The organism is Armatimonadota bacterium (assembly GCA_018268395.1).
Lineage (GTDB): Bacteria > Armatimonadota > Fimbriimonadia > Fimbriimonadales > Fimbriimonadaceae > JAEURO01.
On sequence record JAFDWQ010000004.1, the window covers coordinates 94284 to 109532 of the forward strand.

At 62.8% G+C, this 15249-nt stretch carries 12 protein-coding genes; 1 reads left to right on the plus strand and 11 read right to left on the minus strand.

Annotated features, from left to right (window positions below):
• Window positions 1–2: 2 nt before the first annotated feature.
• On the minus strand, window positions 3–869 hold the full coding sequence (locus JST30_09560; protein ID MBS1714568.1) for an SUMF1/EgtB/PvdO family nonheme iron enzyme: 867 nt from the start codon (window positions 867–869) through the stop codon (window positions 3–5).
• On the opposite strand from JST30_09560, the gene JST30_09565 reads away from it, so the two are divergent.
• Window positions 868–1839 carry an FAD:protein FMN transferase gene (locus JST30_09565; protein MBS1714569.1) on the plus strand — a complete coding sequence of 324 codons (972 nt, stop codon included), beginning with the start codon at window positions 868–870 and terminating at the stop codon, window positions 1837–1839. The two genes, JST30_09560 and JST30_09565, sit on opposite strands and share 2 nt — an antisense overlap.
• Here the strand turns inward: JST30_09565 and JST30_09570 are convergent.
• The 10 genes from JST30_09570 to JST30_09615 all read right to left on the minus strand — a co-directional run bounded on the left by JST30_09570 (window position 1817) and on the right by JST30_09615 (window position 15113).
• Complete coding sequence (locus JST30_09570) at window positions 1817–3199, minus strand: Gfo/Idh/MocA family oxidoreductase (GenBank protein MBS1714570.1); 1383 nt, start codon at window positions 3197–3199, stop codon at window positions 1817–1819. The genes JST30_09565 and JST30_09570 overlap by 23 nt on opposite strands.
• 128 nt (window positions 3200–3327) lie before the next feature.
• The gene (locus JST30_09575) at window positions 3328–4335 is read right to left on the minus strand and encodes a ThuA domain-containing protein (GenBank protein ID MBS1714571.1); all 1008 of its coding nucleotides are present in this window, start codon (window positions 4333–4335) and stop codon (window positions 3328–3330) included.
• Window positions 4336–4339: 4 nt separating this feature from the next.
• Window positions 4340–5728 (minus strand): arylsulfatase, encoded by a 1389-nt coding sequence (locus tag JST30_09580; GenBank protein MBS1714572.1) that lies wholly within the window; start codon window positions 5726–5728, stop codon window positions 4340–4342.
• Between the two features lie 117 nt (window positions 5729–5845).
• On the minus strand, window positions 5846–6220 hold the full coding sequence (locus JST30_09585; GenBank protein ID MBS1714573.1) for a cytochrome c maturation protein CcmE: 375 nt from the start codon (window positions 6218–6220) through the stop codon (window positions 5846–5848).
• Between the two features lie 24 nt (window positions 6221–6244).
• A complete protein-coding gene (locus JST30_09590) occupies window positions 6245–8128 on the minus strand; it encodes a cytochrome b/b6 domain-containing protein (protein MBS1714574.1) in 1884 nt (627 codons plus the stop codon).
• A gap of 106 nt (window positions 8129–8234) precedes the next feature.
• Entirely contained in the window at window positions 8235–8558 is a 324-nt protein-coding gene (locus JST30_09595; GenBank protein ID MBS1714575.1) for a hypothetical protein, read from the minus strand.
• Window positions 8555–10966 (minus strand): cytochrome c biogenesis protein CcsA, encoded by a 2412-nt coding sequence (gene ccsA, locus JST30_09600; protein MBS1714576.1) that lies wholly within the window; start codon window positions 10964–10966, stop codon window positions 8555–8557. Before ccsA ends, JST30_09595 begins: the two co-directional genes overlap by 4 nt.
• Before the next feature lie 60 nt (window positions 10967–11026).
• Window positions 11027–12451, minus strand: coding sequence for a cytochrome c3 family protein (locus JST30_09605; protein ID MBS1714577.1), 1425 nt, complete (start codon window positions 12449–12451; stop codon window positions 11027–11029).
• Between the two features lie 66 nt (window positions 12452–12517).
• Entirely contained in the window at window positions 12518–14134 is a 1617-nt protein-coding gene (locus JST30_09610; GenBank protein ID MBS1714578.1) for a hypothetical protein, read from the minus strand.
• 13 nt (window positions 14135–14147) lie between these two features.
• On the minus strand, window positions 14148–15113 hold the full coding sequence (locus JST30_09615; GenBank protein MBS1714579.1) for a hypothetical protein: 966 nt from the start codon (window positions 15111–15113) through the stop codon (window positions 14148–14150).
• Window positions 15114–15249 lie beyond the last annotated feature (136 nt).

Consider the following 15249-nt stretch of genomic DNA (forward strand, 5'->3'; position numbering starts at 1 on the left):
ACTCAGGGTTCGCAGACGATCCGGAAACCTGCGAATGGAGCGTCGGACAGCCACCAACGGCTCTTCGGGATCTGAGGATCGGTTTCCTGCCACGACGGGTCGAACCGTCTTCGTGTCAGGGGCGACTGCTTGTCCGCCGGATCCAGGAACGTCCCTCCGCAAACGAGGGCCGTTCCGTCAGCACTGACGGCCCACTCGCCCGTGTTCCCGATCATGTCGTACAAGCCGAGCTTGTTCGGCACCGTTTTGCCGACCGGGTGCGTCATGCGCTTGCTGTTCCCAAGGTACCAGGCCGTCTTCGGCAAGTCGTCGGCACTGACGGACCATGCGGTGCCTTCGCCGCCCCGGCACGCCACTTCCCATTCGGCTTCGGTCGGCAGGCGGTACTTTTTCTTGGTCTCGGCGGAAAGCCAGCGGCAGAACATCTCGACCGTCGTCGAACTCAGATTGATCGCGGGATAGCCGTTGTGACCCCATCCCAGATCCGGAAGGATGTAGCTCTTGCTGGGCCGTGCGATCGCGTCCGGCGCGAACGCGGTCTGATCGTAGGCCTTGGACGCCGGTCCACTGGCGATGAAAACGTCGAACGCTTCCCAGGTCGTTTCGGTCTTGGCGATGAAGAACGGCTTGACCTCGACCGCCTTGTCCCCGATCTTGACGGTCCCTCCAGGGACCGGGATCATGTCGATCTTGACGACCGACTTAGGTAGGGTCTCGACATAGGGTTCCAGCGCTTGCCGGGTGTTTTCGGCACCGCGGGACCGGGCATGGGCCATGGACACAGGATCGACCACGAGAGTCACGGCAAAGGTTGCGGCGGATACGGCGACGGCGGCGCGGATCGCCCGAACACGGGTCCGGTCTTTCATGATCGCTTGCATTTTGACGTCCGGGGCCGCCTTCCCGTTTTCAGGGTCCGGGACTGGTGATCTCGCACGGTTTACTTTTACCGAATACCACATGGGGATCGACGCCCGGCTCGTGGTCTACGCCCCGGACGAAGCCAAGGCCGTCAAGGCCTGCACCGCCGCGTTCGCCCGGATCGCCGAACTCGATTCGGTCATGAGCGATTATCGCAAGGACAGCGAACTCATGAGGCTGTGCGACAGGGCCGGACAGGCGCCCGTCAAGGTCTCACGGGACTTGTTCGTCGTCCTGACGCGGGCGTCCGAAGTTTCGCGCCGGTCGCACGGTGCCTTCGACGTCACGGTCGGACCGTTGGTCGCCCTTTGGCGCAAGGCGCGCAAGACCTCGGAGCTACCTGACCCCGGCGCGATCGCGGCCGCCCGCAAGCTCGTCGGCTGGCAAAAAGTCCGGCTGTTCCCGAGCCTCCGTAAGGTCAAACTCCTCTCGCCGGGAATGCGTCTTGATCTCGGCGGGATCGCGAAAGGTTACGCGGCGGACGAGGCTCAAAAGACCTTGAAAGCGAACGGCATCGGACGCGCCCTCGTGGAAATGGGCGGCGACATCGTCCTCAGCGGCCCGCCACCCGGAAAGAAAGGGTGGACGATCCGAGTGCCGAACGCAGGCGACGACCACGGACCGGTCGACATGACTCTGGCGAACGTCGCCGTTTCTTCTTCGGGAGACACAGAACAGTTCGTGGTCATCGACGGTGTCCAATACTCCCACGTCGTCGACCCTCGGACGGGAACGGCCTTGACGAACCGGGCCCAAGGTACGGTCATAGCGCGCGACGGGCTGACGTCGGACCCGCTGTCCAAACTCCTGACGATCCTTGAAGAAAAGGACTGGAAGAAGGTCTTGCGCGCGTACCCTTCGACGAGAGGGTACGCGCGCGTCTTGAAGGGCGGCCTTAATACTCGCGGGTCGGATTGAGGCCCGGTCGAGGAATCGGATACATGCCCTTCTCGTCGGGTTGGAGCGGTGCGGGCGAGTCTGCCGTCAAGGTGTCGAGTCCGGGTGCGAACTCGTGCTCGCAGTTCAGCATCGCGTCGTACGTGATCTCTTGACCCGTGTGCGCAGCCATGCGCCCCATGCTCGAAATCAAGCTCGCCTCGACCCCGTACCTGACCTCGTTGTAAGGCTTATCGTTCCGGATCGCCTCGATCAGCGTGTCCCACTCGTTCTGGTACGGGTTGGTCTGATCGGTCGACTGCCACGTGACGGCGTCCTCCGAAACCAGCTGACCCTTATAGATGGCGGACGGTCCGCCGCAGTCGTTAGCCCGGGATGCGACCGCCGACCCCTTCGTGCCGTGGATGAAGCTCGAGTACCGACCCATCGCTCCTTCGACGCAACGACCGTCGAAGAACATCTTCGTCCCGTCGGGATATGTGTACTCGACGGCGTACGTGTCCAGGTTCTGATCGACGAACGGTTGACCTTCGACCGACTGCTTGTAGTGCCGCCCGCCCACGGCTTGAGCGCTAACGGGCAGCGCGCCCTTCATCCATGACAGGTGGTCGACGATGTGGATGTAGAAGTCGCTGTAGCATCCGCCGCTAGCCCAGAGGAAGCTGTGGAACCGTCGGATCTGGTAGTCGAGGTCGGTGATGCCCTCGGGCTTGGGCGTGGACTCGAAGTAACCCGCAGGCCCGTGCATCCGGTAACCGCGCATCATGATGATCTCGCCCAGTTCTCCGTTCAAGATGCGGTCCCGCAGTTCGATCAACCACGGGGCGTGCCGCGACATCAGGCCGACGCCGACCTTTAGGCCTGCTGCACCGGCTTCTTCGGCCAGCTTCAGCATACGCACGCTCGTCGGCCCATCGACAGTCACCGGCTTCTCCATGAAAACATTGAGCTTCTTGTCGATGGCGTACCGGAAGTGCACCCAGCGGAACGCCGGCGGGGTCGTCAGGATGACCACGTCGCCCGGACGCAGGCAGTCCATGGCTTTCTGGTACGCGTCGAACCCGACAAACCGCCGGTCCGGAGGAACGTCCATAAGGGCGCCGACGCTCTTGTTCAGGTTTTCATAGCTGCCGTTCAGGCGGTCGCCGAACGCGTCGCCCATCGCGACCAGCTTGATCGGGCCCGATTTCGTCGAAAGCGCGTTGACAGCGGCCCCGCTGCCACGTCCGCCGCATCCGACGAGCGCGACCCGGATCTCGTCGCTGCCTCCGGGATGGACGTTGGGGAACTTGAATCCGGGCAGGACGCTGGCCGCGGCCAGGCCTCCCGTCGTCTGAAGAAAACGTCGCCTGGTCGTAGGCTTGCTCTGCTCGCTGCTCATTGTCGCGCCTTTAGGGTTGGGCCGGCCAAAAGAACGCCCTTTCGGGCCCGGCTCTTTCCGCCATTGTCATTATGCCAGCCCAGGACACGCGACGGCACCCTTCTTCGCCAAGGGCTCTCTAAGGAACGTCACGGCTTCAAGTCTCTCGGACGGATGCCCTTGACGTACCCGCCGAAGCCAAAACGGCTCGGACGGTAGTCACCGACGGTGCCGACGTCTTCTTTGCCCGTCAACTTCCGGTCCAGACCCAGCGCCCAGAAGACGGCATTGACCGAAAACCTCCGAAATCCCTCGTCCTGCAAGTCCGTAGCCGCTCCCATCGTCGTGACGATGACCCGGTTCGACGTCCCCCATTCGTTGGCGACGTTCCGGATCCATGCGACCGGCATCATCGGCGAGTTCAAGTCGCGCTCTTGGCCGCTCGCGTCTTTCTTCCTTCCCTTCGCGGGCGGATCCGTGCGGTCCATCCCGGACAGGACTTGGCCCCGTAGCAAGACCTCGGCGTCGGAGGGAGGTCGGGCTTCATAGACGTCCGTGTCTCCGAACACCGATGTGACCCCCTTGAGCACAGGATGGGACGACTTTCCCGGTTCGGGTAGGCCGAGGGTCGCTTGACGGCCATGGTCGCCCCAATGGCTGACCCAGTTCTCGCCGAGGACCTGCCCGCCGAACCCGCCGGGCCATTCCTTGCTCTTCCATCCGAACCTCTTGTAAGCGCTGGTCGATCCGTCGGCGTAGTCGAAGGCGTGCGTGCTCGTCCGTAAGGCGACGATCGGCTTCCCGCGGCGCAAGTAGTCGACGAAGTGTTTCATTTGCTCGTCGGGCCATTCGCGGAAGCGGAGCAGCATCACGCAAGCGTCGGCGCGGTCGAGGGCTTCAAGTCCCGGCTGATGGCCGTGACGGTCAGGATCGATCGTGCCGTCCTTGCCGATGGAGAACAAGACCGTACAGGTCGCGCCGAACCGGTTCGCAAGGATCTTCGCCAACTGGGGCAGCGCTTCTTCCGAGCGATATTCCTCGTCGCCGGCGAGAAGGACGATCCTTTTTCCTTTGGCCAGGCCGCTGCGGCCCGTGTAGACCAACGGAGGGTCGTCTTGCGCACAGGCCAGGGTCACGGCGGCTATCGTCGTCAACATCGGTTCAGCGGTCCTTTACGGGTACGACGTCCACTCCAGGCAAGGGGAACACGGCGTTCGGACGGTGCTCCTTTGCGAACAGGGCGACGGCCCTTTCGACGAGGTCGGGCCGGTCTTGAGCGAGGTCGTGGCTCTCGCCCGGGTCGGCTTCGAGGTCGTAGACCTCGATCCTCTGGGGTTTCGAACGGATGTTTGGGCGGACGGCTTTGAACCGGCCCCAGACGGCTGCTTGCATCGAAGTCGACTCCGGATATTCGAAGTACAGAGAACGGTGCGGTCGCGATTCCCGCCCCGTCAAGTCGGGCCAATAGCTCGATCCGTCGCACCTTGGCGCTTTGAGGCCCGCCGCATCGGCGAGGCTGACCAGACTGTCATAAGCAGCGGCGATGCGTCCACTGGTCCGCCCGGAAGGGATCCGGCCCGGCCAACTCGCGAGGAACGGTACGCGGATCCCGCCTTCGTACAACGTCGTCTTTCCGCTTCTCAAGGACCCGTTGGAGCGGAAGAACTCCCGGTCGACGCCACCGTTGAAAGTCGCACCGTTATCCGAAGTGAAGATCACGAGCGTCTCGCGTTCGAGACCTTTCGCCTTCAGCTTGTCAATGATCCGGCCGACGGTGTCGTCGAGGAACGCGATCATCGCGGCATATGTCGCACGCGGCCGGGCACAAGGGGCATAGCCCTGGTCGCCCAAGTAGGCCGCCGTGTCCCATTCCTTGGGAAAGCGGTCGACCCATTCCGCCGGTGCCTGAAGGGCCGCATGGGGGAGGGTCGGCGCGTAGTACAGGAAGAAGGGACGGCCGGCCGATGTGTCGATGAAGTCCAGGCAAGCGGCCGCTAGTTTCTCGCCCGCAAAGACCGGACCCGTGTACCGCCGGCGGTATTCGCCCTCGTCAGCGAGGGGCACCGAGATCCTTTGGTGTACGTCGAAAACCGGGTTTCCGAGCAGGTCCGGTTGCCGGTCGCTCCATAGGTAGGCCGGGTAGTGGTTGTGCGCCCGGCGCTGGCACAGGAAACCATAGAAGCGGTCAAAGCCGTGGTCGAGCGGGCTCTGGCCCGCCGACGTTCCTCCTAGACCCCATTTCCCGACTAACGCCGTCCGATATCCCGCCTTCTTGAACACCTCCGCGACGGTCGTTTCGGAAGCCGGCAGCGGCTCTTGGCCCTCGGGATCGTTCGGTCCGAATCCGCCCTGTTCGCGGTTCCCTCGGATTGCAGCGTGGCCTTGGTGCATGCCTGTCAGCAACGACGTCCGCGTCGGAGCGCAGACGGTACTGGCGGCATAGAATCGCGTGAGCCTGACGCCGCTTCGGGCCAGTCCGTCGAGGTGGGGAGTAGGGATCTTCGATTGCCCATAGCATCCGAGTTCGCCATAGCCGAGATCGTCGGCCATGACGTAAACGATGTTAGGACGGGGAGGAGGAAGTGCGACGGCGGCCGCCAGAACAGTGAACATGTCTTATCTTACAAGTTCAAGCCGGCTAGCCGCCGCCTCTGGCGACACCGCCGGTCAGGCGCTCTTCTTGTCGTCGCTTTCGTATTTTGACGGGCACTTGACCAGCATCTGTTTGGCGTGGAAAACCCCGTCTTTGTGGGTGCCGATGACGACGACCTGTGTCGCCGTCTCCAAGTTCGACTGGGGCGGACCCGTATAGACGACCGGCATCGATCCCGATTCGTCCTTCAGGTCGAACCGGACTTCTTGCGCCATGATGTTCCGCTTCAGGGTCTTCGGCACGATCTGGCCGGCGACGTGGACGGTCGCGCCTCTGTCTTGAGACTCCTTGATCGTCACGTAGGGCGAGGAGTTGTTGACGAATGCCGCCGTCAAGGCGGCCGTACCTGCGACGGCCAGACCGACGGCGACGATGGCTCCGATTTTCATAATGTCCTGTCCAGATTGTACGCGCTAAGGAGTCTCCTTCGGATCGTCCGCACCTCCGCTTTGAGGCTTATCGTCTGTCGGTGTTTCGACCGACTCGGACGGTTCGTCGGATTCGGACGACTGAGGCTCTGACGTCGGTTCCGGACCGGTCTCGGCCGGTCCCGTATCCGCACTCCCTGCTTCCTGAGCCTTGAGCCTTGCCAACTCGTCGCCGTGTTCCTCCTCCATCACGCTCTCGGGCAACGTCCCCGTGATGAAAACGGGGTTCATCGGGAAGTTGCCCGGTTTGAAGTGGGTGTTATAGATGTGCCACGTGACGATCGTCAAGAACGCAAGGACGGCTTCGTCCGCATGGGCGATGTAGGCCAACGGGATGCCCAGTTTCGGCAAGAAGGCCCCGAAGTACACCGGGAACCAAAGGATCAGGCCCGAGAAGACCATGATCGGCATACCCCAGTACACCGCGAAGTAGTCGAACTTCTCACGGAACTGGAACCTGTCGAACGACGGTGGCTCCTTCTGCATCCCGAGGTGGTACTTCACCGTCGACGCAACGTCGGACAAGTCACGCTTTCTCGGCCACATTGTCCATGATTCAAAGGAGAAACCTGCACGTTTCCATCGAACGAACAGTTCGATCGTATGGTAGATCCAGAGAACGATCAGGACGACCGCAGCGATCCTGTGGGCCAGGCGCATCGTGTCCATGCCGCCCATGGCCATGTAGATGCCACGCAAGACGTCGTTCTTCGGATAGCGGATCGGCATGCCGGTCACGACGAGCGCCGTGAAGCTGATGATCATCGTGAAGTGCTGGATCCGCTGGGACGCCGTGAACCTCGGGTACAGCTTCCCGGCTTCGGCCTTCGGCCTCTTCCCTTTTGTCGCGAGATGCGCACCGACGCCGATCACGGCGAACACGACGGCTGCGACGGTCGTCGTCAACCCGACGGGCTTGTTCAAGACCGCGAGCGTGATCGAAGCGACGATCGACAGGAAGCTGAGCGCGATGAAGACCGCCACGGTCGGCGACACTTCGGTCTTCTTGGGCCCGAAAAGTGCGACGCGCATATCGAACGCGATCCCGAGCAAGAGGATGGCGAGGACGCCGAACGTCAGGACTTTGAAGAAGAGTTCGGTCGCCCCGAGGATCGGGTCTTCCTTGACCGCAAGGTGAAGGTGGCTGAAGCCAGAGTTCGCGAAATTCTGGGTGGCGCCGACGTGGCACCCGGCTTGCCCGCAAGTCTTGGCCACGTTGGCCACATTGACCGTCGAGGCGGGATCGCTCGATTTCTTGACTCCGTGGGCGGTATGGCAGTCCATGCAGACCGCCGTGTCCTGCTTGTCGAATCGGAGCAGGGCCTTACCGTGGAAGCTGGCTTCATAGGACGACACGGCTTCGACGTCCACATGGTTCCGGGCCATTTTCTCCTCGTCGCCGTGGCACGTGGAGCAGACCTTCACCAGGTCTTTCCTGGCGCCTCCTTTCGGGTTCGAGACGGCGTGAGGATCGGCACCGGCGTGACACGTCACGCACGTCGGTACGTCGCCCTTGTTCCTCGCCGCGTCTCCATGGACGCTGGCGGCAAGGGCTTCTACGGCTTCGCTGTGGCAATCGCCGCAGGACACTTTGGATTCGAGCATCGCCTTCGTGTGAGGCGCGTCGGGAGTGAAGCTCGAGTGACAGTCGGTACAGTCGGCCTCCTTGTGAGGAGACTTCTGAAGCGAGGCGACATGGACGGCCGGACCGCTCTCTGCGGCCGGATCGTGGCAGTCAAGACAGGCCTGGTTGGCCTCGCTGACTTTGGTCTCAACGGGAGGTTCGTCGGTCGGCGGAGCCTGTTGTGCGAAGACCCCGACCAGGGCGAACGGGACAAGGGCCAGGAGGAGGGGAAGTGTCCTTCGCAACGCTGCAGTCCATTTTCTCGGTGCTTTCGTCCTTGTTCCCATCCGTTGTTCCGTCCGCTATCCTGGTTGTGGTCGTGGCCCCTGTCCAAGGGGCGGTCGTCGACGGTTACGCGCCGGGGTTCTTGTCGGCTTTGATCTCGTCGATGTTCTTCTTGCCGTCTTTGTCCGAGTCCAGGCCTTCGACCTTGGAAAGGACCGCTCCGGTGAGCTTCTTGGCACCGGCGGCCTTCATCGCCGCGTCAAGGTCTTTGCCATAGGCGTTGAGCTTGCCGCCCTTCGCGCCGGCGTGGCAGACGGCACATTTGGCTTTGCCCAAGGCGGACGTGTCCTTCACGCCGTACTTGTCGCTGAAGACTTTGGTGTAGGACGAGAGGGCCATGGCCAAAACGGCAAAGCCCATGACGGTGCAGGTGATCAGTAGTCTTTTCATCGTGTATCTCCGAGTGCGGTTGTGATCAAGTCGGCGGCCTGGGGGATCCGGCGGGGCGCTTCTTGCACCTCGGCCCGGGCGACCCGGACAGGCCTCCTATAGAAAGCGGCGAAGAACCCGGCGATCGTCATGATGCCGGTGCCGATCCAGACCAAAAGGGTCATCGGCTTGTGATAGATCTCGAGGGGGTACATCGGGGTCTTCAATTGGACCCTTAAGGTGACGGACTTGTCGGCCGCGTTCATGCCGACCATAGCGAGCTCCATGTTGTCGTCGAGCTGCGCCGGGTGGAACTTGGGCTCTCCGCCGCCGATCTCGAACTTCGGCGTCACCGTTTGGGTCGGCCCGCCTCCTTCGACCTTGATGACGGCCCCGAACGTCGTCCCGTCCATGCCCGCCTCCCCTTCGCGGGTCATCTTTTCATAGGTGAACGTGAGGCCGCCAAAGCGGGTCTTCTCACCGACGGCCAGGGTGGCGTCCTCGCTCACGTTGGTCTGCGGCTGTCCGAGCGAAACGTACGTGTCCATCAGGACGCCGCGGTGGATGTACGGCCAGACCATGGCGGTCTCTTGTCCGTCCCCCATCATGACTTTGTAGAGCCCGGGTTCGGCCGTGAACAAGGGCTTGGCCTTGTCCTTCGAGCCGTAGACGTCCAACTTCAGTTTGTTGTCCCGGTCGTGCTCGTCCGACGTCATCCCCTTGTAAACGACCTGGTAGTCCAGAATGCGCGCCGGATGGTCGGACATCAAGACCGACCTTCCCTTTTGCTCGAATCCGCGGGACACGATCAGCCCCGCCATGAGCACCGCCACCCCGAAGTGGGACATGAACGATGCGACGCCCATTTTGCTTCTCCTAAAGGTTTGGACGACCCGGATCAGGTTCGCGACCAAAACCAAGACACAAGTCCCGAAAAGGACCATCATCCAGGCCAGCGCGACCTTGGGGTCGGCCTCACGGCCGAACATTTGGATCGAGGGCGAGAGGTTGATCGACTGTTTGAACGGGGAGACGACCGTCGCGAAGAGTGCGAGTCCGGCCAGCCCGACGGTGACGCAGACCACCGTATACACTTTGTTGAGCAAGTCCTTCCCCTGCCCGGTCCTCCAGGACACGAACGGTGTCACCGCCATGAGCACCATGAGGGGGACGAACACCCACGGGAGGACCTGATGGTACATGGCTTCCTCGACCACCCTGGGCTTTTCCCCTTTCAGCGCCATGACGAGCGGGACGCTCATCCCGATCAAGGTCGCGGCGCCCATGACGATCAAGGTCGTGACGCCGAGCATGTAGTAGTGCTCGCGAGCGGCCCCCTTGACCGGTGCCTCTTCGACGGCGGCCTTTCGGTTCTGGACCGCCCGGAAGCCCCACAAACCGACGAACCCGACGGTACTGACGCCCATGACCGTGACGAGGAGTTTCAAAGCCGACCGGTCCATCTCGGCGAAGCTGTGGACGCTGGCGTCGCTCAAGAGTCCCGACCGCGTCAAGAAGGTGCCGTAGACGAAGACGATGAAGGGCAGGCCCCCAAGGAGGAGGTTCGTCATCTGCCATTTGCGCTTCGTGACTTGGACGATGATCCCGTGGATCAGGGCGAGCGCCATGCACCAGGGCACGAAGCTCACGTTTTCGACGGGGTCCCACATCCAGAAGCCGCCCCAACCGAGCGTCTCATAGGCCCAGAACCCGCCCATACAGAGCCCGACACCGACGAGAGTGGCGGACACGATCGCCCATGGCCGGACGATCGGCACCCACCCTTCGAAGTCGCGCTCGCAAAGCGCGGCGAAGGCCAGAGCGAACAGGGCCGTCAGCGAACCGAAGCCAAGGAAGATCGTCGGCGGATGGATGATCACCCAGTAGTTCTGCAGCGACGGCGCCAGTCCCAGTCCCTCGGCAGGGACGAACGGACGGCCGGCGATTTCGTTCAATTTGAACGGCGACTCGAAAGCGAGGATCGCTGAGATACAGCCGAGAAAGAACGCGAACGCGGTCGTATACCAGCGTTTGTACGATCCTGTCTTCCCGACCGTGAGCAATGCGAAAAGGGCCGAACACGCGGCCCAGAGGAGAAAACTGCCCTCCTGTCCGGACCAGATCCCTGCGATCCTATAGCCGAGCGCGTTCTTCGTGTCGGCGTGTCCATAGACGTAGGCGAATTCAAAGCGGTTGTCCGCGAAGAGAACGGCGAGGGCCCCGAAGGATCCGAGGACCGCCGCACAAGCGGCCACGAACGCCATGGAACCGGCTTTGGCCAAACGCGGAAATCGCTTGGAGAGCATCCAAGCGAGGACCGACAGGGCGAAGAGCGCCGCCGCGCCAATGATGAAGAACCGACCGGCCGCGCCCAATGCCAACGACCATGACGGGGGTTGGACGAGGTCGGTCAGGTTCAGTTCGTTCATGTTCGGAGGTCGGAGTCGGGATCGGAGTCCGGGGCCGTTACCGGCCCCGGACCGTCAGGGTCACTTCAGGCCCATCTCCGCACGGGCGGCACGCGCCCGGTCGGATTCGATCAACTGGTACTGCTGGTCACGCGTCAGCTTGGACTTGCCAGGCTTCGTGACGTTCAGTCCGTCCATGTTGGTGTTGGCCACCGTCAACAGGTGCTTGGCGTACGGGGCGTTGTGGACGCCGTAATCGCCGGACCGGATGACGAAGTAGTAGTTGTAGCGAGCGCGTTTGATCTCGATCGGAACGAGCGCTTGGTCGGGCGGGGTTCCGCCTTCGCCCGTGATCGTGCTCGTGTACTCCCAGTAGAGGGAGTTGCCGAACTCGGACTGGGCCCAAGTCTCCATTCTCGTCCTCAGGGCCACGAGGCTCGCGAGGATCTCGGTCTTGATCGTGTCGGACCGGGCCGCCGCGTCAGACGCGGTGTGGCACGGGGCGCACCCCTTGTCGAAGCTCACCGTGAAGGTGTGCCGCGAATCGGGCATGTGGCACTTCGTGCACTGGCCGGGAGCCTGCGCGTGGGCCGTGTTCCGTTCCACCGCACCGTTGCCCTCGACACCGCCGAAGCCCATCAGCATCTGCATCTGGTTGCTGTCGTGCATGCTCGGGCGGGTGGTGCTGGCGTTCAACCGAGTGTCGCTCGGGTTCGTGCCGCGGCCGTTGTGGCACTGCGCACAGATATGGTCGTAGTTCGTAAAGACGTCGGCCGTCTTGCCGGCGCCGATGTCGGTCGTGTCGGTGTTGAACACCTTGCGGCGCAACTGCACCTGTTTGCCGTCGGCACTCAGGTTCTCCGTGTTGGCGTGCGGGTCATGGCACGTCACACAGTCCGCCGAGTGAGGCGCGACGGTCAAGGTCGCTTCCGCGATCTCACGGATCTCGTCGTCCGTCGCCTCGGCCAGGTCTTTGCCGCCTTCGTTATAGACGGCCCTGACGAGCCCGCTGTGGCAGGAGATGCACCGGGACGTCCGACCGTAGCGGTTCGGGTCCTGGATGGCTTCTTCCACCGGGTCGGCCAGCAGCTTGCTGTGTTGCGAGAAGCTGAATTCGTCGGCGATCGGGCCGTGGCACTGGGCGCACACGACAGGCGATCCGGCCTTCGGGAACGTCAGGATGTTCTCTTTGGTCGGATTAGCCTTGTGGGCTCCGCCCGGGCCGTGGCAACTTTCGCAGGTGACCCCTTTGGTGAAGTGCGTGGTGTCTTTCCAATGACGGTAGATCGGGTCGTCCGGGCTCTTTCCGCCGTGGCAGGCCGCGCATGCGTCGGCGCCGATCGACTTCGAGGCCTTCTGCTCGTCGCTGAGCAAGGCCAGGAACTGTTCGGACGTGTTACCGCCTCCGCCGCCACCGCCGCCCCCAGCGGTCGATCCGCCCACGCCGCCACAGCTCTGGAGCGCCAGCGCCGCGGCCACGATGGGAATGCACGCGAATAAGGACATGAACCATCGGTTCTTCATCTTGTTCCTCCGCTAAACGTGGTTATCTCTTTCTCCTCATGGGCGCGGCTAGAACCGCACCGAAAAGCGGGCCGAGACGATGGTCGTCCGATAGCCCGTCAGGTCGTAGAGGCGGTCGTCCTTTTGCCAAGGAGCGACCACCAGTTCCAGGTCGTGGGCCGGCGAGAGGCGGCGGCGGACGCTGAGCGTCAACCGGGTGCCGCGGACGTCACCGGATTCGTAATGGTCCAGGTTCGCAGAAGCCGAGAGCGACGGGTCTTGCGACCAGTTCAGCCCGACGGCGTACGTGCGGGAGTTCGGGAAATAGAAGTCGAGGTCGCCGCCGGCCGGATCGCCGCCCGTGACGCGGAAGTCGTCAGCCGAGAACTCGGCGTAAAGGTTGACGGCCGGGTTGACCACGTAGCTTCCACCGAACACGACGTTGTTCCAGCCGACTTCGACGTCGCGCTGGGAATTCTTGTTCATGCGGTACGTGTAAGCGCCGTAGGCCGAAACGGTTTCATTGCCCCAGTCCGCCTTGGCCTGGAACATGGCCCTGTCGTCCCAAAGGAGCTGCCGCGTGTCGGTCGTGTTCATCACGGCCGTTTCGCGGAAGTCCTCCCAGGATCCACGGAACGTGACGCGGGCCGGGCCGAGGCGGCCGGAGAGCCGGGCGTCGTAGAGGTTCGACTTCGGAACGTCCACGAACGTGTGGTCGGTGCGCATCCGCTCCGATTCCTTGTGCTGGAAGCCCACTTGGAGGGACCAGCCCGGGAAGCGGTGTAACAGCTTCGCCCCTGAGACCAGGCGCTTCTGGACGAACGCGTTGCGGACGTTCGGAAGGTCGAGGTCTTGGCGGCCGAAGCGGAACTGCAGGGTGGTGTCCGGGCCCATGTCCCAGGCGCCGCCCAAAGCGTACGTCTTGACCGTGCTGTCGTCCAAGCCGGCCTGCATGATCCTGGAGTAAGCGAGTTGGCCGTCCAGGCTGAACGTATCGCCGAAGTCCCGGCCGTACGAGGCCCCGATCGTCCGTTGGAGGGAATCGGGCCGCACGCCGTTGTCGTCGGTGGTCTTCCGTTCGGCGGCCGACACGTCCAGGTGGCCGCCGAAGACCGTGCCGCCGACGCCGCCCGCAATGAGCCGTGAGGACACGTTCTCGTTCTCTTTCGGAGCCGGATATTGGGCGTTGCGCTTGTCGGCCCTATAGGTGACGAAGGCGCCGAAGCCCGGCGTGAACGAGTGTTCGAGCGAGAACTGGGACTCGTTGTCCGTGCTCGGTTCGAACGTCCGCCAGTCGTCGACGTAATAGCCGAACTCGGAGCGGTGCCCACGGAAGACCGTGTGCCCTTTGTTGAAGGCGATGAAGGCGCCGAGCGTGTTGTCCTGCTTCGGCATACCGCTCATCGCGAACCGGGCGTAAGGGAACGACGCGTCGCCGGGATGGACCAGCCGCAGATAGTGCAGCGCCAACCCCTCAGGGACCCGGGCTCCGTAGCTGAGGGCCGTGTTCGACCGGAAACCCGTGTAACCGATCGAAACCTCGTTCAACTTTTCACGTTCGGGCGCCTTTTCCGTTTCTTGCGCTTCCGACCCTTCGGTCGGAGCCGTGTCCTGCGCCCTGGCCCCGATCGCTGTCAGTGCCAAGACCGCTAGCGTCGCCGTCGAAAGCCATGATTGTCGTTTCATCGGTTCTCCTCCTTCAGGGTTTCAGGAATCGTGGATCGCTGTTGCTTCCGTGCGATGCGACGTGGCAACCGGCGTTCCAGCAGTTCTGGCCAGGGTAGTGGACGGCCATTTTGTCGGTGTGGCACTGGGCGCAAAGGCCTCGCGTCACGGAGTTCAACATCTTCGGATTGTTCGTACCGTGCGGTTTGTGGCATTCCTGACAACCGTCGCCGGTGAACCCGGCGACCGGGTCGTGCTCGTAGAGGAACGGTCCCGCCTTTTCGGTGTGACAGGTCACGCACTTCCCCTTGTAGGCGTCGTGGTTGACTTTGGCGTTCTTGTTCGCGTGCGGCGAGTGGCAGTCGCTACAGGCCATCCTCCCTTCCGGGACCGGATGGTGGCTCGCGCCGCGGAACTCCGCGTTCGCCGACGGGTGGCAGGATCCGCACAACGTGGCCTCGTCCGCCTTCAGCATGAGCTTCGGCTCGACTTTGGCGGCGAAGACGGGCGCCCTCGGGTCTTTCTTCAAGGCGCCGTGGCCGAGTCCTGAATCCGTGTCGGTATGGATCTGGTGGCACGACACGCACGACAGGTCGGCGCGCGCGTGTTCCGTCCGCTTCCAATGGCTGGCCGACATGGTCTTTTCATGGCAGCGCATGCAAGCGGCCGAGGACTCCTTGGGGGTCATCTTCGTGTACGAGATGACTTCCGGGTTCTCTTCGGCCTGATGGATGCGTCCTGGACCGTGACATCCCTGACAACCGTGCTTGTCCGGCGGCAGGCTATCGTCGGAAACGAGAGCCGAGTGCGGCGAGGCCGGGAAGTTCGCCACGATCTTTCCGTGGCATTCGGCGCACGCCTCCTCGTTCATATAGTCGTCCGGCGTAGCGCGCGCGAAGAGCTTCTCGGCTTGCGAGGCACCCTTCTGCTGGGCTGTCCCGGTGAAGCCGAAAGACAGCATCGCGACCCCTATCGCAAAGAGCAACGCTTGAAACTTCACTGGCCTTTCCTCCCTGACTTGGCGGTCTTTCCTGATGCCCCCGAGGCTCGGTGGCCGCCATTCGGAATATAGCGAAACTGTTCTCCTGTTTTCAGGTGAAACAGGAGAAAAACGGCAAGCTGTCCTCCGAAAGGAC